Raw genomic sequence first — 21,733 nt, 5'->3', positions numbered from 1 at the left:
CCCCTGACCTTCGTCGGGGGTGGCGCGGGTCGGTCGGCAGATGTCCGCGCTCCCGACCGGTTCGTAGCGTTCCCGGGGTGAGATACCTGATCACCGCCCTGGTGCTGGTCCTGGCCGCACCTGTTCCCGCGGCGCACGCCGACCCGGCCACCGACTTCGAGGACTACCTGGAACGCGCCGCGCGCAGCACCGGCCTGCCCGGCTTGGCGGCCGTCGTGACGCACCGCGACCGCGTCGTGCTCGCCACCGGCTTCGGGCACGACTCGGACGGGAACCCGGTCACCGCCGACACGCCGATGCGGATCGCGTCGGTCAGCAAGTCGTTCACCGCGATGGCGGTCATGACGCTCGTCGAGGACGGTCGGATCGCGCTCGACGAGCCGGTCGCCGCGCGGCTGCCCGGCTTCACGATGGCCGACCCGCGCCACGAGCGGATCACCGCGCGGCACCTGCTCAACCAGACGTCCGGCCTCTCCGACACCACCGTCGACACCGAGGCGCTGCGGGACGCGACGTCGCTCGCCGACTACGCGTCCCGGCTGCACGCCGCCTCGCTGGCGGACGACCCGGGCACCCGCTACCGGTACTGCAACGTGAACTACGACCTGGCCGCGCGCCTGGTGGAGGTGGCGAGCGGCCGGCGGTTCCGCGACTACCTGCGCGAGGCGGTGTTCGCGCCGCTCGGCATGTCCCGCAGCGCGGTGTCGGACGACGAACTGCGCCCCGCCGACGGCTACAACTCGCTGTTCGGCGCGTGGGTGCCGAGGCCGGAGATGCCCGGGTTCCACGACGACAGCGGCGCGGGCGGCGTCATCACGACGGCCGCCGACCTGGGCCGGTGGCTGGTGTCCCAGAACGGGTACGGGACGCGGCTCGTGTCCGCCGAGGGGTCGCGCACGATGCACATGCCGTCCACTGTGGACGACTACGCGATGGGCTGGGCGCCCGACGACGCCGGCCGGCTCACCCACTCGGGCAACCTGTTCACCTACAACGCCGTGCAGGCGATCGTGCCGGGCACCGGTCACGGCTTCGCGGTGCTGACCAACGGCGCGGGCGTGCAGGACGACACCTACCCGGTCCTGGAGGGCCTGGCGGCGATCGCCGGGGGTGGGCGGCCCGAGGACCCGGGTGGCGGTCGGCAGGCGTTCGAGCTGGTGCTGGGGCTCGTCGCGGCGGCCTCGGCGGCACTGGCCGTGGTGGGCGTGCGGCGGGCCCGGCGGTGGGCGGAGCGGCGCGCGGGGACCGCGCGGTGGCGTGCGGCGGCGCGGTTGGTGCCCGTGCTGCTGCCGGTCGCGGTGTTCGCGGCCTACCCGTACTCGATCGAGGTGGTCTCGTCGGGCCGCACGGTGACCTGGGAGCAGCTGACGTACTTCGCGGCCCCGTTGACGATCGCCCTGGGCGTCGCGGCCCTGTCCGGGCTGGTCGTGGCGGTCGCCCGGGTGGCGCGGCTGCGGTCGGTACAGTCCGCCCGGTGAGGAACGGCCCGGTGGGGAACGGCGTGGCCCTGGCGGCGCTCGCGGTGGTCGCCGTGCTCAACGGGCTGGACACCGACGCGTTGCCCCTCTGGCGGCAGCTGCTGTTCATCGCCCTGGCCGTCGCCTCCTACCTGCACGGCCGCCACCTGCCCACCCGGTGCGGCGGCGCGGTCCTGGGCTCGGCGGCGGCGGTGGGGGTGGCCGTCGGGGTCGTGGCGATCCCGGAGGGCATGGGCGTGCTGGCCAGCCTGGCCGTGTTCGTGGTGCTGCCCAGGCTCGTCGGCCTGTTCCGCCGCCAGCAGGCCGAGCTGATCACCGCGGGCCGGGAGCGCATCGCGCAGCTCGAACGGGCGCAGGAGTTGGTCGCCGAGCAGGCCGGGCTGCGGGAGCGCGCCCGGATCGCCACCGACATGCACGACTCGCTCGGCCACGAGCTGGCGCTGATCGCGCTGCGGGCGGGCGCGCTGGAGCTGACCGCCGACACGGACCGGGTCTGCCGGGCGGCGGCCGAGCTGCGCGCGTCGGCCGTCCACGCCACCGATCGGCTGCGGCACACGCTCGGCGTCCTGCGCGAGGGCGCCACCCCGGTGGGCACGCCGGACGAGCCGGTGGAGGACCTGGTCGGGCGCGCGGCCGACGCGGGCCTCCCGGTCGTGCTGACCCGCACCGGGTCGCCCGCCCTGCCGCCGCTGGTGGACCGCGCCGTGCACCGGGTGGTGCAGGAGGCGCTGACCAACGCGGCCCGCCACGCGCCGGGCCGACCGGTGTCGGTGCGGGTGGACCGGTGCGCGGACGAGGTGCTGGTGACCGTGTCGAACCCCGTGAGCGGCCCAGGAGGGAACGGCGCGGTCGGGAACGGGGGCACGGGGTTGGCCGGCCTGGCCGAGCGCGTCCGGGTGCTGGGCGGTGAACTGGTGGTCCGGCGGGACCCGGACTTCACCGTGGCGGCCCGAATGCCGTTCGAGTCCACTGTGGAGGAGGAAGCGTGATCCGGGTGCTGCTGGCGGATGACGAGGCGCTGGTCCGCGCGGGCGTGCGGGCGATCCTCGACACCGACCCCGGCATCGAGGTCGTGGCCGAGGCCGGTGACGGCCACGAGGCCGTGGCCCTCGCGCGGGCACACCGGCCGGACGTCGTGCTGCTGGACATCCGGATGCCGCGCCAGGACGGGTTGGCGGCGGCCCGCGAGCTGCGCCGCACCCTGCCCGGCGTGGCGGTGGTCGTGCTGACCACGTTCGACGAGGACGAGTACGTGGCCGCGGCGCTGGACGACGGCGCGGACGGGTTCCTGCTCAAGGCGTCCGACCCGCGCGAGCTGCTGATCGGCGTGCGGGCGGTGGCCGAGGGCGGCGCGTACCTGTCGCCCCGGATCGCCCGGCGCGTCGTCGCGGACCTGCGCGGCGGCCGGGCGGGCCGCCGGGCCCGGGAACGCGTGGCGGCGCTGACGCCGAGGGAGCGCGACGTGCTCGCCCTGGTGGGGGAGGGCCGGTCCAACCAGGAGGTCGCCCGGCGGCTCAACCTGGCCGAGGGCACGGTGAAGGCGCACGTCAGCGCGATCCTGAACACCCTGGACGTGGCCAACCGCGTGCAGGCCGCGATCCTCGCCCACGAGGCCGGGCTGACCGGCTGAGCCCCCGACCCGGTCGAGCGCCGCGCTCAGACCGGTTCCGCCGGGTACCGGTCCAGGTAGCGGTCCAGGGCGCCCGCCGCGGCCAGCATCACCCTCGTCCGCCGGGCCAGCTCCGCCTCCCGGTCCACGACGGCCCGGCGCAGCGCCTCCGTGCCACCCGACTCCCGGAACCGGTCCATGATCGGCTTGATCGACGGCAGCGGGTAGCGGGCCTGCCGCAGCATCGCCACCAGCCGGGCGTCGCGCACGTCCGTCGCCGAGTACAGCCGGTACCGGTCGGTGGTCCGCGCCGGCGCCAGCAGCCCGGCGGCCTCCCACACGCGCAGCGCGGACGGCCGCACGCCCAACCGGGCAGCCAGTTCCCCGACCAGCAGCCCGGACCGGGGCACGGTGTCCGGCGGGTGGCCGGCCACCGCCTCCAGCGCCTCCGCGGTGGCCGCGAGGGCGAGCCGCTGCGCGTGCGCGGCGGCGTGCGCCTCGTCGACCGCGGCCAGCGCCGACGCCTCCCGGCCCTCGTGCGCGGCGCGCATGACGGTGCGGGCGGCCTCCCAGCCGTAGCCCCGGCCGAGCGCGCGGTAGGTCAGCAGCGCGTCGCGGTGGCGCTCGGTCAGCACGCGGTAGCCGGTCGGCGAGCGCCCGGCGGGCGGCAGGACGCCGGCGTCGAGGTGGTTGCGGACCTGCTGGGTCGAGATGCCCGCGGCGCGGGCCAGGTCCACCGGGCGCAGTGCCACCGGGGCCTCCGGTTCAACGGGGATTTGAGGGTTCCGCAGAGCTTACCGACCTATCCCGCACACAAGTATCAACGAAGAACTTCAACGATACGGTTGAGCCCCATGGACCAGGGAGAGCAGTCGGTGGTGACGACCCGCGGCCTGCGCGTGCGGTACGGGTCGCGGGACGTGGTGGACGGCGTGGACCTGAGGGTCGGCGCGGGGGAGGTGGTGGCCCTGCTCGGGCCCAACGGCGCGGGCAAGACGACGACGATCGAGGTGCTGGAGGGCTTCCGGGAGCGGTCGGCGGGGGACGTGCGGGTGCTCGGCGTCGACCCCGCGCGGGGTGACGAGGCGTGGCGGGCGCGGATCGGCGTGGTGCTCCAGTCGTGGCGCGACCACGGCCGGTGGCGCGTGCGGGAGCTGCTGTCCTACCTCGCGCTGTTCTACGCGCCCCACCGCGCGCACGTGTTCGACGTGGACGAGCTGCTGGACCTGGTCGGGCTCACCGACCAGGCGGACGCCCGGATCGGCGTGCTGTCCGGCGGTCGGCGGCGGCGGCTGGACGTGGCGGCGGGCCTGGTGGGCCGGCCGGACCTGCTCTTCCTGGACGAGCCGACGGTCGGGTTCGACCCGGAGGCCCGGCAGGGGTTCCACGAGCTGGTGCGCCGGCTCACCGGCACCGCGATCCTGCTGACCACGCACGACCTGGCCGAGGCGGAGAAGCTCGCCGACCGGATCGTGGTGCTGGTCGCGGGGCGCGTGGTGGCCGACGGCACGGCCGCCGAGCTGGCCGAGCGGATCGCCGGGGAGGCCGAGGTGCGCTACCGGCTCGACGGCGTGGAGCACGTGCGGTCGGTCGCGGACGCCACCGGGTTCGTGCGGGAGCTGTTCGCCGAGCACGGCCGCCGGGTCGAGGACCTGGGAGTGCGCCGGGCGAGCCTGGAGGACGTGTACCTGTCGCTGGTGCGCGAGTCCGAGGCGGTGACGGCGTGAACGCGCGGGTGGTGGCGGTGCGCGCGGGCGTGCGCCGGGGACGCGTCGAGTTCACCCGCGGCGTGACCGACGTGGGCGAGCTGGTGGGCTGGCTGTGGATGCCGGTGGTGGCGCTGGTCGTGCTCCACGTGTTCGGCGACGACCCGGTCCCCGGCGCGGACCTGCCGCTGGGGGCGCACGCCGTGCCCGGTGTGCTGGCGATGAGCGCCGTGTTCACCGGCCTGCTGGGGTTGGCGCTGGCGCTCACCACCGACCGCGAGGACGGCACCCTGCTGCGCGCCAGGGCCACCCCCGACGGGGTGGTGGGGTACGTCGTCGGCACGGTGCTGGCCAAGGCGGCGTTGACGGTGACCGTGCTGCTGCTCGTGCTCGTGCCGTCGTTCTTCCTGTTCGACGGCCTGGCGCCGGGGCGGGCGTCGACGTGGGTGGCGCTGGCGGGAGTGGTGGCGCTGGGCCTGCTCGCCACCCTGCCGCTGGGCGTCGTCATCGGTGCGGCGGTCGGCGGCACGAGCCGGCTCGGCCTGGTGTCGTTGCCGGTGATGGCGCTGCTGGTGGTGTCGGGCGTGTTCTACCCGATCACCGCCCTGCCGGGGTGGGCGCAGGCGGTGGGCCAGGCGTTCCCGCTGTACTGGTTCGGCCTCGGCCTGCGGTCGGCCCTGCTGCCGGACGCGGCGGCGGCGGTCGAGGTCGGCGGCGGGTGGCGGCCGGTGTGGACCGCCGTGGCGCTCGGGCTGTGGGCCGTGGTCGGGTTCGCCCTGGCGCCGCCGCTGCTGCGCCGGACGACCCGGCGCGAACCGGGTGCGCCGGTCCCCGGGAGGCCGGTCAGCTGAACAGCGTGGCCAGGTCGCCGCGCTGCAACGCCTGGAGCACCCGCCCGGCCCGGGTGCCGGGGCCCGCCGGCACGACCACGCGCACCACGCCGGTCTGGTCGGCGGGCTGCTCGGCCGCCGCACCGGGCAGCAGCCGCGGCCACTCGGGCCGGCCGGTCCGCGCCGTCTCCAGGTTCGTCGCCACGAGGTCGCGCAGCGCGTTCGGGTTCTCGTCGGGTACGCACACCACCTCGACCGCCTCGCCCGCCGGCGTCGCGCGGACCCCGGCGGCGAGCGGCAACCCCGCCTTCGGGCCGGTGATCACCGCCGCCACCACGTCGCCCAGGCACCGGGCCAGCTCACCGGTCATCGGGTCGTCGGCCAGGGTGCGGTCGCCCGGGTCGGCGACCCACCGCAGCGCCTCGCCGCCGGTGCCGTGCCGGACCACCCCCGGCTCGACGCGGACCCGCTGGAACCCGCTCACCACACCGGTCTTCGCCAGCGGGCCGCCCGGCACCACCTCGCCGTCACCGGCGGTGGTCCACGTGCCGGACCGGTCGCGCTCGCCGCCGAGCGCGGTCAGCTTCCCCTCCACGGCGGCCACGTCCACGTCGAGCCGCAGCACCGCCGCCCACGTCGGGGGTTCGCCCACGCGCAGCGCCGACGTGGCCGCCGAGGCGTCGAAGCCGACGACCTCCGCGACCTCCCCCGCCCGCGCGGCGAGGTCCGAGTAGCCGTAGCCGGCCAGCCCGCCGAACCGCTGACCGTCCGCGGCGACCAGCGCGCGCACCGCGGCCACGTCGCCGTACTCGACGTACGCGGTCGACCCGTCGGCGGCCCGCACGCCCGCCAGCGCGCCGAGCAGACCGGTGACGGGTGGCTGCTCGGGCACGTCCGCCTCCGCCGTGCACCCGGCCAGCGCGCACCCGGCCAGCACCGCCGCCACCACCACGCCCGAACGCCTGTTCACCGCTGGGATGGTAGGGCCGCGAACCGTTCCGCACGGTCGTTTCCGGACAACCCGGGCGAAGGCGGTCAGCACCGGCGCACCTCGCCGCCGGTCGAGCACCGCGAACACCACGCGGTCGAAGAAGGGGTTGTCGCCCAACGCGTCGCGGAACGCCCGCGCCACCACGTCCGGGTCGTTGCCGAACACCCCGCAGCCCCACGCGCCGAGCACCAGCACGCGGTGACCGTGCGCGGCGGCGACCCGCAGCACCCGCGAGGCCCGGCGGCGCAGGACGTCCGGCACGGAGTCGAGGTGCCGCGGTTGGCCGCGGGCGAGCGCGGCGCGGTTCGGCGCGGCGGCGGTGAGGAACGAAACCGCGTACGGCTCGGGCAGCAGGTCGCCGCGGTCGTCCCGGAACACCGGCACGCCGGGGGAGTGGATCACGCGGTCGCTGCAGGTCAGCTCGGCGTGCGCGCGGTGGTGCGCGTGGAGGTCGCCCGCCGCGCGCAGGCACGGGTACAGCGCCGAACCGCGCGCCAGGCTCTCCTCCTGCGCCTGCGCGCCGTTGAGGAAACGCCGCCGGGGTTGCGGGCCGAGGCCAACACCAGGCACGCGGCGCGAGCCGGCGGGTGCCGGCCGGCGGCGGGCAAGGGTTATCCGGACCGGGTCGTCGGGGCCGGGTCATCCGGCGGGGATCTCCACCGCGATCTCCTCGCCCAACCGGTAACCGGCCTCCAGTTCCAGCTCGTCGCCGCTCCAGAACCGGCCCGGGTCGTACCAGTTGGCGCGGCGGCCGGCGGGCAGCAGGCCCATCGCCTCGTAGGTCACCGCGACCACCTCGGCGCAGTAGGCCGTCTCCAGGGTGGCCTCCGACGAGCGGCGCAGGTTCGGCAGCCGGCCCCGCAGCCACCGCGTCGCCAGGCGCGCCGTGGACGGGAACGGCGTGCCGTTCAGCCGGGCCACGGTCCTGAGCACGGCGTCGTCCTGCCCGACGGTCGTCGGCAGGTCGAGCTGCCGCAGCCACGCCCGCTGCCCGTACCGGCGCGCCCACACGAGCACGGCCTCGCGCAGGTCGTGCAGCTGCACGCCGCGGTGGTGCGTGCCGGTCCACACGTCCGGCAGCGAGCGGCCCAGCTCGGCGTGCCACATCAGCGGCGGCAGGTCCTCCACCGCCACGGTCATGCCCACGTGGTTCACGGGGCTGTTCGTCGTCACCCGGATCGCGCGGTCGGCGGCCGAACTGCCGCGGAACAGCCACACGTCGCCCGTGCGGGTCAGCTCGACCGCCTCGTCCAGACCGATCTTCGTCCCAGCCATCCCGGTAGCCTAGGCAGATGCGCTGGTGGAAGCTGCTCGGACTGGCCGGTGTCGCGGGTGTCGCCGCGACGGGTGCGGTGATCGCCCGCGCGGAGCGCAAGCGCCGCGCCTACACACCCGAGGAGATCAGGGAACGCCTGCACGCGCGGATCGCCGAAGCGCCTCCCAACCCCTGAGGCGCGCGGCGCCGCGGCGACGGCAACCCGGGAGTTGCCCGGGCGTGCGAACGGGTCTGGGCTGGACCGCATGCGATCCCTGCTCGCCGCCCCGCTGTGCGCGCTCCTCGTCGCACCGCCGGCGCACGCCCACGCCCACCCGGTCCCCGACCTGGACGGGGCGACCATCCCGCAGCTGGTGAGCCGCATGGACGAGGGCACCCTGACCTCGGTCGACCTGACCCGCGCCTACCTGCGGCGCATCGGGACGGTGGACCGCCGGGTCCGGTCCGTGCTGGTGGTGAACCCCGACGCGCTGCGCCAGGCGGCGGAGAGCGACCGCCGTCGGGCCGCCGGGCGCGCGAAGGGCCTGATGGACGGCATCCCCGTGCTGCTCAAGGACAACATCGACACCCGCGCGATGGGGAGCACCGCCGGTTCGCGGGCGCTGCACGTGCCGCCCCGCGACGACGCCGCGCTCGTGACCCGGCTGCGCGAGGCCGGCGCGGTGGTGCTGGGCAAGACCAACCTGTCGGAGTGGGCGAACTTCCGGTCCACCCGGTCGACGTCGGGCTGGTCCGGTGTCGGCGGTCAGACGAACAACCCGTACGTGCTGGACCGCAACCCGTGCGGGTCGTCGTCGGGGGCGGCCGCGGCGGTGGCCGCGTCGCTGGCGCAGGTCGCCGTCGGCACCGAGACCGACGGGTCGATCGTGTGCCCGGCCGGGCAGAACGGCGTGGTCGGCCTGAAGCCCACGCTGGGGCTGGTCAGCGCGGACGGCATCGTGCCGGTCTCGTCGTGGCAGGACACCGCCGGACCGCTGGCGCGGCACGTCGTGGACGCCGCGGTCCTGATGTCCGCGCTGTCCGGCGTCGACCACGTGGCCGCGCTGTCGTCCGCGGGGCTGCGCGGCGCGCGGGTGGGCGTGTGGCGCAAGGCGGGCCGCAACGCCGAGGTCGACCGCGTGGTGAGGTCGGCCGTGGACGCGCTGCGCGCCGCCGGCGCCACCGTCGTCGAGGTCGACCTGCCCCACCAGGACGAGATCGAGGCCACCGAGTTCCCGGCGCTGCTCACCGAGTTCAAGCACGACCTGGAGCGGTACCTCGCGACCCGGCCGGGCGTGCCGAGGACGTTGCGCGAGCTGATCGCGTTCAACGAGGCCGACCCGGTCGAGCTGAGCAGGTTCGGCCAGGAGCTGTTCCTCGAAGCCGTCGACGCCCCGCCGCCGACCGACCCGGTGTACCGGGAGCAGCGCCGCACCGCCACCGCCCTGGCCCGCCGCTCGATCGACGAGACCCTGGCGGCGCACCGGCTCGACGTGATCATGGCCCCGGCCAACGGTCCCGCGTGGAAGACGGGGTACGGCGCGGGTGACGCCTTCGAGATCGGCTCGTCCACCCCGGCGGCGGTGGCGGGCTACCCGAACGCCACCGTCCCGGCGGGTTTCGCGGGTCCGCTGCCGATCGGCGTCTCGTTCATGGCCGGTCACCGCGCCGACGCCGCGGTCCTGGGCTTCGCCGCCGCGTTCGAGCGGTCGACGCGCGCCCGCGGCGCCCCGACCTACCTGCCGACCACGCCGTAGGCGCGGCTACCTGGACTCGACCCGGCCGAGCGCGCCGGGCCCGGTCGTCAGCGCGTCGCACGCCTGCTGCCACGCGGGGTCGCCGGGGTGCAGCTCGCTGCGCAGGTAGGCGGCGGTGAGCCGCTGGACCGCGGCCACCCGCGCGGGGTCCTCGTCCGTGGTCTCGGCGACGTCGTACCCGGAGACGCCGCCGAGCCCGTGCCCCGCGCCGAACAGGGTGAGCAGCGCCTTGCGGCCGGGGGAGAGGTGGTACGGGTCGGTGTGCCACTCCGGGCCCCGGACCGTCAGGTGGGCGGAGGCGTCCTCGTCGCCGGCGACCACGAGCGCGGGCGTGCCCATCGTGGTGAAGTCGGTGGTGGCGAAGAACGGGTAGCGCTCCGCCGTGGACTCCGTCAGGGCGTCACCGCCCCGGCCTGGTGCGGCGAGCAGCACGCCCGCCGTGATGCGGGGGTCGGCCAGGTCCACCTCGGCGCCGTCGACCGGGTCGGTGAGCCGCGCGCCCAGCAGCAGGCTCGCGGTGTGCCCGCCCATCGAGTGCCCGGCCACCGCGACCCTGCTCCGGTCCAGGCGCCCGAGGAGCTGCGGGACGGCGGCCTCCACCTCGTCGAGCCGGTCGAGGACGCGCGTCATGTCCTCGGCGCGCGACCGCCAGAACAGCGGGGCCTCCGGGTGGTCCCCCAGGTCCAGCGTCCGCGAACTCAGGTGGGTCGGCTGGATGACGGCGAACCCGCTCGCCGCCCAGTGGTGGGCGAGCGGTGCGTAGCCGTTCAGCGAGGACAGGTGGTTCGAGGGTCCGTGGCCGTGCGACAGCAGGACGACCGGCAGCCCGTCCCCGGTCACCGGTGCGGAGACGCGCAGTTGCAGGTCCACGGCCCGGTCGGGGGTCGGCAGCGTCACCGGGGCGACCGAGAGCACGGGGGTGGGGTTTCGGCTCATGGTGTTCCTTCCGCGAGCGCCCGCCTTAAGCGGAGCGTTGTTCCGAAAACATACGGAGCGCTGTTCCGCTTTGTCAATCGCTACCTCCTCGTCCCGCCGGGGATGCGCAGCCCTGCCTCCGGTGGGAGGTTGGGGGCATGGTCGTCGTGGTGCTGGGAACCGGGTTGTTGGGCGCCGGCATGGCGCGGAGCCTGCTGCGTGCCGGGCTGGACGTGGTCGTGTGGAACCGCAGCCCCGAGAGGGCGCGGGCGCTGGCCGCCGACGGCGCCACGGTCGTCGAGGACGCCGGTGAGGCGGTGACCGACGCGGACGTCGTGATCACCGTGCTGTTCGACCTGTCGGCGACCGCCGAGGTGATGGTGGACGCGCTGCCCCGCCTGCGCGACGACGCGGTGTGGGTGCAGTGCGGCACGGTCGGCGTCGAGGGAGCCGAGCGGCTGGCCGAACTCGCCGCCACCAAGGGCGTCGGCTTCGTGGACGCGCCCGTGCTCGGCACCCGCCAACCCGCCGAGCGGGGGACGCTGACCGTCCTGGCGGCCGGGGCGCCCGACGCGCGGGACGCGGTGGCGCCCGTGTTCGAGGCCATCGGCTCGCGCACGGTGTGGGTCGGCGACCACCCGGGCGACGGCCAGCGGCTCAAGCTCGTGGCCAACTCCTGGGTCCTGTCGATCACCGCCGCCGCGGCGCAGGCGGTCGCCCTCGCGCGCGGCCTGGGCCTGGACCCCGCGGCGTTCCTCGACGCCATCCGGGGCGGCGCCGTGGACAGCGCCTACGCGCACGTCAAGGGCGAGGCGATGATCGACGGCGTGTTCGAGCCGCCGTCGTTCGGCCTCGACGGCGCGCTGAAGGACGCGGGGCTCATCGCCGACGCGCTGGCGTCGGCCGGCGTCGACGACCGGCTCATGCGGCTGCTCCGGGAGTACTACGCCGCCGCCGCCGGCGACGAGGACGAGGACATGGCCGCGGTCGTCCGGGCGTTCGACGCCCGAACGCCCTGATCCCCGATGTTCGGGACCACCGTCGTACCGGGTACCAGCAGGGAGGAGCGCGGGTCCGAGGAGGCTGTTGGTGGGAACCGGTGGGGTGGTCGCGGCCGTGGCGGTGGCCGGTGCGGTGGCGGCGGGCGCGGGCGGGCTCGCGGCCCCCGACGACCCGGACCAGGTGTGGCGCGACAACGGGCTGCGCGTCGTGGACCGGGCGACCCGGGAGGACGCCGACTGCGCGGCGCACTCGTTCGGGCAGGTCCAGGAGCTGCTGACGGCGACGCCGTGCGTCGTGCTCGACCGGATGCTGTTCACCCTGACCGACGACGAGGGCGGCACGATCCTGGTGTCCGTCGCGTGGGTCGAGTTCGACGACCGGGCGAAGGCGCGCGAGTTCAAGCGCGTCGAGGACGTCCACGGCACCGGTGACATCCGCCCGCTGCCCGGCGCGCTGCTGCGCGTGGACGACGTGCCGTTCACCGCGCTGAACTACGACTCCGACACGCTCGACGGCACCACCGTCGTGGTCGCCGAGACCGAGCTGCTGACGGGCGGCTTCACCGTCGACTACCTCGACGGGATCGCCGCCCTCGCCGTGGACACCCCGCGCCCCTCCTAGGCCGCGCAGGTGGCGAGGGCCCGCTCCAGCGCGCCCCGCTCGGCGGCCGTCACGCTCAGCCCGTACTCCGCCTTCACCGTGACGTAGACCCGCCCGTACTGGCAGGCGAACGCGCCGTTCGGCGGCATCCACTCGTCCGGCGTCTGGTCGCCCTTCGACTGGTTGACCCCGCCCTGCACGGCGAGCAGGTTGCGCAGGTCGTTCGCCGCCGCCACCCGCCGCTCCCGGGGCCACGCCGCCGCGCCGCTGCGCCACATCTCGGCCAGCGGCACCACGTGGTCGATCTGGATCTTCGACACGGTCGTCACGGTGTCACCGGTGTAGGGGTCGAGCAGCGAGCCGGACTCGACCGCGCACCGGCCCTCCTTGCGCCGCACGTCGGTCAGGTCGCGGGCCAGGACCTGGCTGCGCTGGTCGCAGCCGTCGCCGTCCACGTCCTCCCACGGCCGCCCGAACACGCACCCCGCGCCGTTGTCGCAGTCCCGCGCGTAGCCGCTCATCCGGCCGGGCTCGGCCACCGCCAGCCGCGTCAGCAGGGTCCGCGCGGTCGGGCCGTCGACGGTGCCCTCGGGCACCCGGTCCACCGTGGTGCCGCCACCGGCCGCGGGCAGCGAGCCCACGACGTCGCACCCGGTCAGCAGCAGGAGCAGCGCGGCCAAGGCCGCCGTGGTCCGCCTGAGCATCGCCCGTCCTCCAGTCGTCGTGCCCGGCCCCTACCCGTGGCCGCGTTCCGGGAAACCCGCTGCGACCTGCGGCGGAGGCACGTGCCGCCGGGTGGCGGTACCCGACGGCGGGACCCTGCGGCACTCGGCCCACCCGGTCGGCGGGCCGCGCCCGTCGCCGGCCGACCCGCCCACCGGACCCGGCACCCGGACGGGTGGCTCCGAGTGTGTGAAACCGAACTCACTTGTTTGAAGGACGTCCGTACGGGTTACCCCGGATCGCGTCGGTCACCACGGCGCGGTTGTCGGCCTTCGGGGGTGCTCACGTGGACTGGGAGTTCGACGAGAACGAGATCCGCGCCCTGCACGCGTACGTCACCCAGGTGACGCGCGCACTGGGGCTTCGGGGTGATTCCTTCTTCGTGCAGGCAGGCAGCGCCTACCTGGCGCTCGACGGCCGGCTGCCGGGCTTCCCGGACCGCGACGTCGCCCTCCTCTGGGACGAGGCGCGCGGCTGGGCCGTGGCGGTCGAGAGCGACAGCGCCGAGCCGCCGTTCGTCCTGTCCCGCCTGCGCGGCCCGGTGCGCCCGGACCCGTCCGCCGTGGCCCGCTGGGTGGACGGCCTGGCCCTGACCACCGACGAGGACCTCCTCGCCGCCAGCTGACCCCGCGAGAGTCCAACGCCCAGGCCGCGAGAGTCCAACGCCAGGTGCCGGGAGTTCTTCACTCACGAGTCGACAACTCGAAGGTCCTGGACGTAGAACTCGGCCGGCCTGAGCGTCGGACTCTCGCGACCCGGGTGTGGGACTCTCGGGTCAGCGGGGCAGTTCGCCCAGGTAGGCCTGGGTCTCGTCGAGCAGGGCGCGCACGCCCTGGATGAAGCTGCCCTTGCTGTGCAGCGCCCGGTGCAGCTGCTCGACCTCCTCGGCCGACGCGCTGGTGAACATCAGCGTCTCCGTCATCTCCAGCCTCCGGTTCACCGAACCGACGGCACTGCGCCACCGGTGCAGGAGGTCGATCAGCTCGGCGTCCCGACGCGGGCTCAACGCCCCCGACGAGAACGCCGAGTCGACCGCCGACTGGATCAACCGCGGGTAGAGCCGCCTGCCGGGCGTGGTCGCGGCGCCGAACTCCCCGCCGTCGAGCGTCTCCCGGTTGCGGGCCATCTCCAGCCTGATGGACCCGATGGCCTGCTCGCGCTGCTCGCGCTGCGCCGCCCAGCGCTCGGCGAAGATGCCGGTGATGCCCGCGAGCAGCGCCAGCGAGTTCACGGCGGGCTCCCACCGCTCCCCGGGCGGCGACACGACCAGCCACGACACGCCCAGCGCCATCGCCACCGCGAGCGCGCCGAACGTGAGCGCGGTGATGACGACCCTGGTCATCGGCGGCTCAGTGCTCCCAGATGTCGCGGGCACGACTGCCCGACCCGGACGTCGCCGGTTCGTCCGGCCCACCCGGTGCGAGCAGCAGCAGGTCCATGCCGAACCCCTGCGCCGAGCGCGGCACCGGGAAGTCGGAGTGCGTGCCGACGACCTTGCGCATCCCGGCCGCGCCCACCACCCCGTCCAACGCCTTCCGCGCGTACTTGCGGGTCAGGTACAGGCGGATGGTGTCCCGGTCCGGGAACGGCACGCGCGTGCGGTCGGGCAGCATCATCATGATGTCGCCGCCCGTCCCGTTCTGGTACACGACCTTCACCTTCAACGCCCGGTCGCCCTCGACCGCGCCCCGGAACTGCACCGCGTCCAGCGTGATCGTCAGGTCCGTGTTGTGCATCAACGCGCTGGTCGCGAACTCGCGGTAGGCACGGCTGCGCGCGTACTCCTCGACCGCGTCCTGGGCGAGTTCGTCGGACAGCGCGTCGGTGGTGGCGACCTCCAGCAGGAACAGGTCCTGCGGCCGGACCAACCCGGTGAGGCCCGCGAGCAGTTCGGCGTCGTGGTCGAAGTTCGCCATCGTGTTGCCCAGCAGGGAGTACAGCACGGGCTCGTCGCCGACCATCCGGTGCACGAGGTCGCGGAACTCGGCCAGGTTCTCCGGGATCGAGAAGTCCAGCTGCACCGGCACCACCCGGTGCCCGCGCACGCGCAGCCCGTGCGTGGCCTGCTGGGTGCCCAGCCGCAGCATCTCCGAGCTCATGTCGACCGGCACGTACAGCAGGTCGGGGTTGTGGTCGAGCAGGTGGTCCAGCACGAGCCGGTCCTTGTGGCCGGTGCCGACGCCGAAGCTCACGTGGTGGAAGCCCGAGCCGACCTTGCCGCGCACCCGGCTCCACCGGCGCGTGAACGAGTCCAGGCTCTGCTTCATCACCAGGTAGAACGGGTCGGCGCAGGCGTGCGCCCAGGCGATCGTGGGCCCGATGCCCCAGTAGGCGTAACCCGACGTGATCTGCTTGCCGTCGCCGGTCGTGGACGGCTTGCCGAGCAGGTCGCTGGTCAACGCCGCCAGCTTGTCCCGCTGGTCCTCGCCGACCAGCACCAGCGACCACGCGAAGTCCGATTCGTCGATGGCCTTGGCGAGGTCGCCGACCAGTCGCCCCTCGCTCGCCGTCACTCGGCCTCCCCCGCGTCGCCCACCGGCAGCCTACCGATCACCACCGACGCCGGCCGGGGAAACGCCGGGGGCACCCCGCCACCGTGAGGTCCGCCGGTCCGTCACCGAGGTGTCCCGCCCGCTCCCCGCCGTTCCCACGGCGAAAAAGTGGGGTCGCAGGCTCCTCGCCTACGACCCCGTGGGTGGGAGACCTCCGGGCGTCACCCGCTGACCGGCTGGAGGACTCGGCCGGACGCCGTGAGGTGTTCCCAGGTGCGGCCGCGCTGGCTGGACGGGGCCGAACCGTCCGCCGTGCACACCGGGTAGACCAGACCGTAGGGGGTTGGCTGGTCGAACTCGTCGCCGCTGACGACATCCACCAGATCACGCACGTGCGCCATCACGACCTCCCGACCGGTGAAGTGAAGGTACCCATGTCTCGCTCCTCGTCGAACGAACCGGGTGGGGAGCCACGGAATACCCGAGCGTCAGTTCGAATATGCCCGAAACGCTGCTGCAACAGAGTGAATCGTCACGAAGTTCCCGCTCCGCGGGCGCACACCGGAGCCGTCGGTCGCGGTGGTGGCCGCGCCCGGCGGCGCGTCCCGGACCCCGGCCACCGCACCGGGTCCGGTTGTCCACACAGGACGGTTCCGCGCGGAGGGGGCAGGGAGGGGCCGGAGGAGGGTGGTGCGGTCCGCGCCCGGTCGGGTCACGTGGAGGTAGCCGGTGGTCGGGCTCTGGACGGCGCAGCGGTGACGGCGTGGCCGGCCCGCGTCCCGCACCCCGGAGGTCGCCGAGAACCGGTACGCCGCGGACGCGGCGAGCGCGGCCGGCGGCGACAGGTCGACCACGTCCCCGCCGCCGGCGGCGATCACGTTGGCGGGCACGGCCGCGCCGTCCGACAACCGGGTCGGCCACACCGGGGACGACGACAGCGTCAGCCGCCCGTCGGTCACCGTGACCACGCGGCTCGCGGTGGCGGTGCCCGCGTCGCCGACGGCGACCGTGACGCGGTACGAACCGGCCGGCACGGCGATCTCCCGGCTGCCCGGTGCCGGCACGCCGGGCGACGTGGCCGGCGGCGAGCGTTCGCACGACGGCCCCCTGGTGGCGGAATGGTCCGCGTCGTGGACCGCCCTGTCGGGCCGACCGCCCAAGGGCGGTCGGCCCGCGCGCCGCGCTGCGGGGCCCCGAAGGGCCGACAGGTGTAGCCGATCGGCTTGTTGTCGTCGTGTGACCAGGCGCTTACGGTCGGTTGACGCCCTGGTCGACGAAGCCCTGTGGAGGTCCTCGGTGTCGAGGAAACGAGTCTGCGCCGCGGTCGGCGCCCTGCTGCTGGCCGGCGCCGCGCTGGCCACCACGCCCGTCACCGCCGGCGCCGCGGACGACCGGCCCACCGCCGTCGTGTCGCTCGGCGACAGCGCCATGTCCGGCGAGGGGGCCGGGTCCTACGAGTCCGGCACCGAGGGCCAGAACGGCAACTGGTGCCACCGCTCCACCCAGGCCATGGTCCACAAGACGCAGCTCGCCTCGCGGACGTTCAACCTCGCCTGCTCCGGGGCGGACTCGGCGAACGTGTCGCTGGCCGACACCGTGCACTACACCGAGGGCTCCCAGGCGCGTCGGCTGATCGACATCGCCCGCCAGTTCCGCGTCACCACCGTGGTCGTGCAGGTCGGCGCCAACGACGACGTGCGGTTCGCCGACACCATGGTCGACTGCGTCGCCGCGTGGGTGAACCCGTTCGGCGCGAGCTGCCGCTCGAAGCTGGAGCGCGAGTGGCCCGGCCGGCTCGCCGCGATGGCGCCGAAGGTGGAGCGGGCGCTGGCCGACGTGCGCACCGCCATGACCACCGCCGGCTACGCCCACTCCTCCTACGACCTGATCCTCACCTCGTACGCCTCGCCGGTGACGGAGAAGATGGACAAGATCCTGCACGGCCCGCAGGGCTGCCCGCTGCGGCTCGCCGACGCCCAGTACGGCCGCACGGTCGCCGTGCCGCAGTTCAACGAGGCGCTGCGCGGCGTGGCCGCCCGGTCCGGCGTGAAGTTCCTGGACTTCTCCCGTGCCACCGAGAACCGCGAGGCGTGCAGCAAGGGCGGCACGACGAGCGGCGAGTGGCAGCGGCGGCTCACCGTCGACCCGCACGCGCTCGTGACCGGCGGCCTCGACGCCATCGGCCTCCACCTCGCGCAGCAGTCGTTCCACCCGAACGCCGCCGCGCACGCCCAGCTCGGTCGCTGCATCACCGAGTTCGTCAACGGCGGCGCCGGTTCGGCGCGCTGCCTGGAAGGGGCGGACGGCAACCTGCACGCCGTCGCCTGACCGGTAGGCGCCGGCACCCACCAGCGGAAACCGCCTTCCCGCCCCCGGGCCGGAGGGCGGTTTCCGCTTTCCGTGCAACCCCGTCCGGGGTGCGGGCGTCCTGTGGGTAAGTTGGCCCGACCGGATAGTGGGGATCTGCTGTGGGGGGACCGGTGTCTCGCACGAACGCATTCGCCCGCGCGGGAGGGCCGGCGGCGGCCGTGCTCACCGCCGCGCTGGCCACCGCCTGCACGTCGACGGGCGGCGCGCCGCTCGACCCCGGTCTCGCGCCGCGCGACACCGTGCAGACCACGGCCAAGCCGACCAGGCAGGACCTGTCGAACGAGGTCAGCCTGACCGGCAAGGTCACCATGAACCCGGTCTTCGGCATCGTGGCCCCGGTCGCGGGGCAGGTGCGCTACCTGACCCTGCCCGAGGTGACCGGCACGCCGACCAAGCCCACCCGGTTCGCCACCGTGTGGCTCGACGGCAAGCCCACCAACGTGGACGTGCCCGCCGGCGCGGTGTTCGGCGGGCGGCTCGTGGACGACCGCGCCACGGTGACGGCGGGCATGCCGATCGCGTCGGCCAAGCACGGCGGCTACGGCATCGTCGCCGACATCAGCGGCGAGCAGGCGTACCGGATCGCCGACGCCGCGCAGGGCGTCGTGCAGGCGCAGATCAAGAACGGCCCGGGTCCGTTCCCGTGCGCGCTGCTCGGCACGATCGCCGCGCTGCCCGGCGGCACCGTGCCCGCCGAACCGCCCCCGCCGCGGCAGGAGCAGGGGACGAAGCCCGGCGAGACCGCCGTGCCCGGCCCGCCGCAGCGGCAGGAGCAGCCGCCCGACACCCCGTCGTCCGAGCCCACCGGCCTGCGGCTGGTGTGCACCGCGCCCGCCGACGTCACGCTCATCAACGGCGCCGCCGCCACCCTCGAACTCGTCACCGCCACCGCGGCGAACGCGCTCGTCGTGCCGGTCGAGGCGGTCGCGGGCGGCCAGGGCAAGGGCAAGGTCGACGTGGTCGGCGCGGACGGCCGCCGGGAGACCAGGGACGTCGAACTCGGCCTGACCGACGGCAAGGTCGTCGAGGTCCGGTCCGGGCTCACCGGCGACGAGACGCTGGCCGTGCCCGGTCCGAACCTGCCGCCGGCCGAGCCGGCCCAGGGCAACCCCGAAGCGGGCGACAGGTGATCCCGGCGCCGCCGCCGCAGCCGCTGATCCGGCTCACCGGCCTCACGAAGACGTTGAAGGGCCAGGAGGAGCCGCGCGCCATCCTGGCGGGCGTCGACCTGACCGTGCACGCGGGCGACAGCGTCGCCATCCTCGGCCGCTCCGGCTCCGGCAAGAGCACCCTGCTCAGCCTGATCGGGCTGTTCGACCGCGCCGACGGCGGCCAGTACCTGCTGGGGGAGCGGGACATCACGCGCCTGCCCGAGCGCAAGGCCGCCGCGCTGCGCAGCGCCGAGTTCGGGTTCGTGTTCCAGCGCTTCTTCCTGCTCAAGCACCTGACGGCGGCGCAGAACGTCGCCATGGCCCTGGTCAACGGGCAGGGCTGGCTGCCGCGCCGCAAGCGCAGGGCCAAGGTCATGGCGGCCCTGGAGCGCGTCGGCGTCGCGCACCTGGCCAAGCACAAGCCGCCCCGGCTGTCCGGCGGCGAGCAGCAGCGCGTCGCCATCGCGCGGGCGCTGGTGCGCGAACCGCGCGTGCTGCTCGCCGACGAGCCGACCGGCGCCCTGGACACCGACACCGGCAACCTCGTCGTGGAGGTGCTGCGCTCCACCACCGAGCAGGGGTGCGGGCTGGTGCTCGTGACGCACGACCACGACCACGCCGCCAAGATGGGCCGCGTGTTCCACCTGTCCGACGGCCTGCTGCACCAGGGCTCGGCCTCGGCGCGGGTGGTCGTGTGATCGGGCTGTCCGGCCGGCTGCGGTCCTCGCTCGTCATCGGCGGGCAGGGGATCAGGGCCCGCAAGATGCGCACGTTCCTGTCCATGGTCAGCCTGTTCCTCGGCGTGCTCGCGGTCGTGGTGGTGCAGGCGGGCGCGGAGATCGCCAACCGGGCGCTGCTCGCGGACGTCGAGCTGTCCACGGGCAAGGACGGCACCCGGCAGATGTACCTGTCGCCCGAGGGGCGCGCCGTGCCCGTGGCGCTGGAGGTGCTGGCGGGGCGCACCGACGCGGTCGCGATGACCAGCGTGCAGGCGTTCATCGGCGAACCCGGCGTCAAGCCGATCAACGAGGGCGGCGGGCCGGTCGACGGACCGTCCTGGGGCGGTGGCGAGAGGACGTGCGACGCGTCCGGCTGCTACGTGGTCGACGACGGCTCCGCGGGCGCGCCGCCCGGCCAGGCCATCGAGCTGGAACTGGTGGGCCTGACCGGCGACGTCCGGCAGTTCCGGCCGTTCCGCACCGTGCAGGGGGAGTGGCTGGAGTTCGGCGGCGCCCCGTCGATGGCGCCCCGGCTCGTGCTGAACGAGGCGGCGGCGGAGGCGTTCACCCGGTACCGCGTGCCGGCCGAGCTGCACGTCCGGGGCGCCGCCCACAACCCGACCCCCGTGTTCACCGGTGTGGTCGCGAACGGCGACGACCGGCCCGTGGCGTACGTGCGGTCCGACGAGCTGCTGAACTGGCTGCCCGTGGACAGCGTCACCGGGTCCCGCTTCGGGCCGGGGCTCCAGGTGCTGATGTCGCCGACGTCCACCGAGGCGGAGCACGTGCTGCGGGCCAGGCTCGTCGCGGCGGGCACGCCGGAGGACGACCTGCACGTCAACACGATCGAGGTGCTGGAGCGGATGTCCACGGAGCTGGCGCTGATGCGCTGGATCTTCCTGGGCATGGCGGCGCTCGTGCTGCTGATCGGCGTGGCGGGCATCCTCAACGTCGGGCTGGCGACCGTGGGCGAGCGGGTCGAGGAGTTCGCCCTGCGCCGGGCCGTGGGCACGCCCCGGTTGCTGCTGGCCGGAATCGTGCTGGCGGAGACCCTGCTGACGGGCCTGCTGACGGCGGCCCTGGCCATCGGCGCGGGCGTGCTCGGCCTGAAGGTGGCGCTGCCCCTGTTCGGGTCCCGCTTCCCGTCGCTGGAGGGCGTCGACTTCCCGTGGCAGGCGGGCGTGGCGGGCGTGGTGGCCGGGCTGGTGGCCGGTGTGCTGGGCGGGCTGATCCCCGCGCTGCGGGCGGCCCGCATCCCGATCGCGACGGTGATGCGGGCCTGACGGCACCAGGTTCCGGCGTGCCCGATCCCGGCGTGCCCGATCCCGACGGCAGGGTCAGCCGGGCGTCACGGCCCGCCACGGGGCGACGCCCAGTCGGCCCGTGCTGCCGAGGTCGATGCTGTTCGGCCCCTCCTCGTCGGCGAGGGCGAACACCTCGGCGGCGATGTCCGAGGCCGCCGTGATGCGCAGGTGCGTGCCGACCGCCGGCGGTGCGGTGGTGTCGTCGTAGGTGTTGCGCCACAGCACGGCGGTGGTCGCGTACTCGCCCGGGTGGATCGTGACGGGCTGCGGCATCGCGTCGAAGGACTCGACGCTGGAGATGCCGAACGAGCCCCGGCCGACCACCACCGGGAGCACGGCGCCGGTGTCGTCGAGCACCTCGATCGCCGGGTAGCCGTCCAGGGTCAGCGGCTGGGTGCCGCAGTTGGTGGCCCGGATGCCCAGGGTGCGCAGGCCCATCGCGGCGTCCCGCTCGCCCAGCGAGTAGCGCAGCAGGCCCGCGGTGCACGGGGCGCCCGACGACGAGGTGCGCGATGACGGGGTGCCCGACGAGGGGTCGACCGGTGAGGGGCTGGCCGGTGGTGGGGCCGGCCGGTCCACCGAGGGCGTCGTCGGTGTCCTCGGGGCGGGGATCTCCGGCGGCGGAGTGGTGCACGACGTGAGCAACAACAGCAGCGCGGCGACAATGATGCGGGGCACGTCCCGATAGTGGCACAGGAATGGGAGTTGCCGGGCCGCGCATTCCCCGGCTAAGGTCGTCCCGTGACTGCCGGGTCGGCCTTGAGCCACGAGCGAGAGAGTCACCCGGCCGCGGAGTGACCGCCGGGTGGGCCCGCGGCCCGCCCCGTTCCC

General features: G+C 74.9%; 24 protein-coding genes. 14 read left to right on the top strand and 10 right to left on the bottom strand.

The window, feature by feature from the left end:
• Window positions 1-77: 77 nt before the first annotated feature.
• Genes CKY47_RS10490 through CKY47_RS10480 form a run of 3 tightly spaced genes read left to right on the top strand, consistent with a single transcriptional unit; the run spans window position 78 to window position 3,108 of the window.
• The gene (locus CKY47_RS10490; protein ID WP_306745497.1) at window positions 78-1,478 is read left to right on the top strand and encodes a serine hydrolase domain-containing protein; all 1,401 of its coding nucleotides are present in this window, start codon (window positions 78-80) and stop codon (window positions 1,476-1,478) included.
• On the top strand, window positions 1,475-2,467 hold the full coding sequence (locus tag CKY47_RS10485; RefSeq protein ID WP_306745496.1) for a sensor histidine kinase: 993 nt from the start codon (window positions 1,475-1,477) through the stop codon (window positions 2,465-2,467). Before CKY47_RS10490 ends, CKY47_RS10485 begins: the two co-directional genes overlap by 4 nt.
• Window positions 2,464-3,108, top strand: coding sequence for a response regulator (locus CKY47_RS10480; RefSeq protein ID WP_306745495.1), 645 nt, complete (start codon window positions 2,464-2,466; stop codon window positions 3,106-3,108). Before CKY47_RS10485 ends, CKY47_RS10480 begins: the two co-directional genes overlap by 4 nt.
• 26 nt (window positions 3,109-3,134) lie before the next feature.
• On the opposite strand, the gene CKY47_RS10475 is transcribed toward CKY47_RS10480, so the two are convergent.
• The gene (locus tag CKY47_RS10475; RefSeq protein ID WP_306745494.1) at window positions 3,135-3,839 is read right to left on the bottom strand and encodes a MerR family transcriptional regulator; all 705 of its coding nucleotides are present in this window, start codon (window positions 3,837-3,839) and stop codon (window positions 3,135-3,137) included.
• A gap of 102 nt (window positions 3,840-3,941) precedes the next feature.
• Between CKY47_RS10475 and CKY47_RS10470 the strand changes: the two genes are divergently transcribed.
• Together CKY47_RS10470 and CKY47_RS10465 are read left to right on the top strand one after the other, a co-directional pair.
• Window positions 3,942-4,814 carry an ABC transporter ATP-binding protein gene (locus CKY47_RS10470; RefSeq protein WP_306745493.1) on the top strand — a complete coding sequence of 291 codons (873 nt, stop codon included), beginning with the start codon at window positions 3,942-3,944 and terminating at the stop codon, window positions 4,812-4,814.
• Window positions 4,811-5,644: an ABC transporter permease gene (locus CKY47_RS10465; RefSeq protein ID WP_306745492.1), complete on the top strand. Its 834-nt coding sequence runs from the start codon at window positions 4,811-4,813 to the stop codon at window positions 5,642-5,644. The genes CKY47_RS10470 and CKY47_RS10465 overlap by 4 nt, the downstream gene beginning before the upstream one ends.
• Here CKY47_RS10465 and CKY47_RS10460 read toward each other — a convergent pair.
• Both CKY47_RS10460 and CKY47_RS10455 read right to left on the bottom strand, forming a co-directional pair.
• The gene (locus CKY47_RS10460; protein WP_306745491.1) at window positions 5,637-7,184 is read right to left on the bottom strand and encodes a TIGR02452 family protein; all 1,548 of its coding nucleotides are present in this window, start codon (window positions 7,182-7,184) and stop codon (window positions 5,637-5,639) included. The two genes, CKY47_RS10465 and CKY47_RS10460, sit on opposite strands and share 8 nt — an antisense overlap.
• A gap of 69 nt (window positions 7,185-7,253) precedes the next feature.
• On the bottom strand, window positions 7,254-7,889 hold the full coding sequence (locus CKY47_RS10455; protein ID WP_306745490.1) for a hypothetical protein: 636 nt from the start codon (window positions 7,887-7,889) through the stop codon (window positions 7,254-7,256).
• Between the two features lie 17 nt (window positions 7,890-7,906).
• On the opposite strand from CKY47_RS10455, the gene CKY47_RS10450 reads away from it, so the two are divergent.
• Together CKY47_RS10450 and CKY47_RS10445 are read left to right on the top strand one after the other, a co-directional pair.
• On the top strand, window positions 7,907-8,065 hold the full coding sequence (locus CKY47_RS10450) for a hypothetical protein (RefSeq protein ID WP_306745489.1): 159 nt from the start codon (window positions 7,907-7,909) through the stop codon (window positions 8,063-8,065).
• Window positions 8,066-8,135: 70 nt separating this feature from the next.
• Entirely contained in the window at window positions 8,136-9,626 is a 1,491-nt protein-coding gene (locus CKY47_RS10445; RefSeq protein WP_306745488.1) for an amidase, read from the top strand.
• Window positions 9,627-9,632: 6 nt separating this feature from the next.
• On the opposite strand, the gene CKY47_RS10440 is transcribed toward CKY47_RS10445, so the two are convergent.
• Window positions 9,633-10,562: an alpha/beta hydrolase family protein gene (locus CKY47_RS10440; protein ID WP_306745487.1), complete on the bottom strand. Its 930-nt coding sequence runs from the start codon at window positions 10,560-10,562 to the stop codon at window positions 9,633-9,635.
• A gap of 50 nt (window positions 10,563-10,612) precedes the next feature.
• Between CKY47_RS10440 and CKY47_RS10435 the strand changes: the two genes are divergently transcribed.
• Window positions 10,613-11,560 (top strand): NAD(P)-dependent oxidoreductase, encoded by a 948-nt coding sequence (locus CKY47_RS10435; protein WP_306745557.1) that lies wholly within the window; start codon window positions 10,613-10,615, stop codon window positions 11,558-11,560.
• 70 nt (window positions 11,561-11,630) lie between these two features.
• Window positions 11,631-12,164, top strand: coding sequence for a hypothetical protein (locus CKY47_RS10430; protein WP_306745486.1), 534 nt, complete (start codon window positions 11,631-11,633; stop codon window positions 12,162-12,164).
• Here CKY47_RS10430 and CKY47_RS10425 read toward each other — a convergent pair.
• A complete protein-coding gene (locus CKY47_RS10425) occupies window positions 12,161-12,847 on the bottom strand; it encodes an HNH endonuclease family protein (protein ID WP_306745485.1) in 687 nt (228 codons plus the stop codon). The two genes, CKY47_RS10430 and CKY47_RS10425, sit on opposite strands and share 4 nt — an antisense overlap.
• A 305-nt stretch (window positions 12,848-13,152) precedes the next feature.
• On the opposite strand from CKY47_RS10425, the gene CKY47_RS10420 reads away from it, so the two are divergent.
• Complete coding sequence (locus CKY47_RS10420; protein WP_306745484.1) at window positions 13,153-13,491, top strand: DUF6292 family protein; 339 nt, start codon at window positions 13,153-13,155, stop codon at window positions 13,489-13,491.
• A 150-nt stretch (window positions 13,492-13,641) separates the two neighbouring features.
• Here the strand turns inward: CKY47_RS10420 and CKY47_RS10415 are convergent, their stop codons facing one another.
• From CKY47_RS10415 to CKY47_RS10400, 4 genes are all read right to left on the bottom strand, one after another.
• Window positions 13,642-14,208 carry a hypothetical protein gene (locus tag CKY47_RS10415; protein ID WP_306745483.1) on the bottom strand — a complete coding sequence of 189 codons (567 nt, stop codon included), beginning with the start codon at window positions 14,206-14,208 and terminating at the stop codon, window positions 13,642-13,644.
• A 7-nt stretch (window positions 14,209-14,215) separates the two neighbouring features.
• The gene (locus CKY47_RS10410; RefSeq protein ID WP_306745482.1) at window positions 14,216-15,379 is read right to left on the bottom strand and encodes an L-histidine N(alpha)-methyltransferase; all 1,164 of its coding nucleotides are present in this window, start codon (window positions 15,377-15,379) and stop codon (window positions 14,216-14,218) included.
• Window positions 15,380-15,579: 200 nt separating this feature from the next.
• Window positions 15,580-15,759 (bottom strand): hypothetical protein, encoded by a 180-nt coding sequence (locus tag CKY47_RS10405; protein WP_306745481.1) that lies wholly within the window; start codon window positions 15,757-15,759, stop codon window positions 15,580-15,582.
• Window positions 15,760-15,846: 87 nt separating this feature from the next.
• Window positions 15,847-16,422, bottom strand: coding sequence for a hypothetical protein (locus CKY47_RS10400; protein ID WP_306745480.1), 576 nt, complete (start codon window positions 16,420-16,422; stop codon window positions 15,847-15,849).
• A 232-nt stretch (window positions 16,423-16,654) separates the two neighbouring features.
• Between CKY47_RS10400 and CKY47_RS10395 the strand changes: the two genes are divergently transcribed.
• From CKY47_RS10395 to CKY47_RS10380, 4 genes are all read left to right on the top strand, one after another.
• Complete coding sequence (locus CKY47_RS10395; RefSeq protein WP_306745479.1) at window positions 16,655-17,686, top strand: GDSL-type esterase/lipase family protein; 1,032 nt, start codon at window positions 16,655-16,657, stop codon at window positions 17,684-17,686.
• 152 nt (window positions 17,687-17,838) lie between these two features.
• Window positions 17,839-18,858, top strand: a complete 1,020-nt coding sequence (locus CKY47_RS10390; protein WP_306745477.1) for a permuted SH3 domain-containing protein — start codon at window positions 17,839-17,841, stop codon at window positions 18,856-18,858.
• Window positions 18,855-19,577 (top strand): ABC transporter ATP-binding protein, encoded by a 723-nt coding sequence (locus CKY47_RS10385; RefSeq protein ID WP_306745476.1) that lies wholly within the window; start codon window positions 18,855-18,857, stop codon window positions 19,575-19,577. Before CKY47_RS10390 ends, CKY47_RS10385 begins: the two co-directional genes overlap by 4 nt.
• Entirely contained in the window at window positions 19,574-20,881 is a 1,308-nt protein-coding gene (locus tag CKY47_RS10380) for an ABC transporter permease (RefSeq protein WP_306745475.1), read from the top strand. Before CKY47_RS10385 ends, CKY47_RS10380 begins: the two co-directional genes overlap by 4 nt.
• A 54-nt stretch (window positions 20,882-20,935) precedes the next feature.
• On the opposite strand, the gene CKY47_RS10375 is transcribed toward CKY47_RS10380, so the two are convergent.
• Window positions 20,936-21,580, bottom strand: coding sequence for a DUF4232 domain-containing protein (locus CKY47_RS10375; protein WP_306745474.1), 645 nt, complete (start codon window positions 21,578-21,580; stop codon window positions 20,936-20,938).
• Window positions 21,581-21,733 lie beyond the last annotated feature (153 nt).

The sequence above is a fragment of the Saccharothrix longispora genome, assembly GCF_030852425.1.
Taxonomy (GTDB): Bacteria; Actinomycetota; Actinomycetes; order Mycobacteriales; family Pseudonocardiaceae; genus Actinosynnema; species Actinosynnema longispora.
The sequence above is the reverse complement of the archived record's forward strand: the minus strand, read 5'-3'. Positions and strand labels throughout refer to the sequence as shown.

What these genes read in the sequence shown, in the direction of transcription:
- CKY47_RS10455 (WP_306745490.1), bottom strand. Translation starts at nt 7,889, where the DNA reads ATGGCTGGGACGAAGATCGGTCTGGACGAGGCGGTCGAGCTGACCCGC.
- CKY47_RS10470 (WP_306745493.1), top strand. Translation starts at nt 3,942, where the DNA reads ATGGACCAGGGAGAGCAGTCGGTGGTGACGACCCGCGGCCTGCGCGTG.
- CKY47_RS10440 (WP_306745487.1), bottom strand. Translation starts at nt 10,562, where the DNA reads ATGAGCCGAAACCCCACCCCCGTGCTCTCGGTCGCCCCGGTGACGCTG.
- CKY47_RS10405 (WP_306745481.1), bottom strand. Translation starts at nt 15,759, where the DNA reads ATGGCGCACGTGCGTGATCTGGTGGATGTCGTCAGCGGCGACGAGTTC.
- CKY47_RS10415 (WP_306745483.1), bottom strand. Translation starts at nt 14,208, where the DNA reads ATGACCAGGGTCGTCATCACCGCGCTCACGTTCGGCGCGCTCGCGGTG.
- CKY47_RS10425 (WP_306745485.1), bottom strand. Translation starts at nt 12,847, where the DNA reads ATGCTCAGGCGGACCACGGCGGCCTTGGCCGCGCTGCTCCTGCTGCTG.
- CKY47_RS10450 (WP_306745489.1), top strand. Translation starts at nt 7,907, where the DNA reads ATGCGCTGGTGGAAGCTGCTCGGACTGGCCGGTGTCGCGGGTGTCGCC.
- CKY47_RS10445 (WP_306745488.1), top strand. Translation starts at nt 8,136, where the DNA reads ATGCGATCCCTGCTCGCCGCCCCGCTGTGCGCGCTCCTCGTCGCACCG.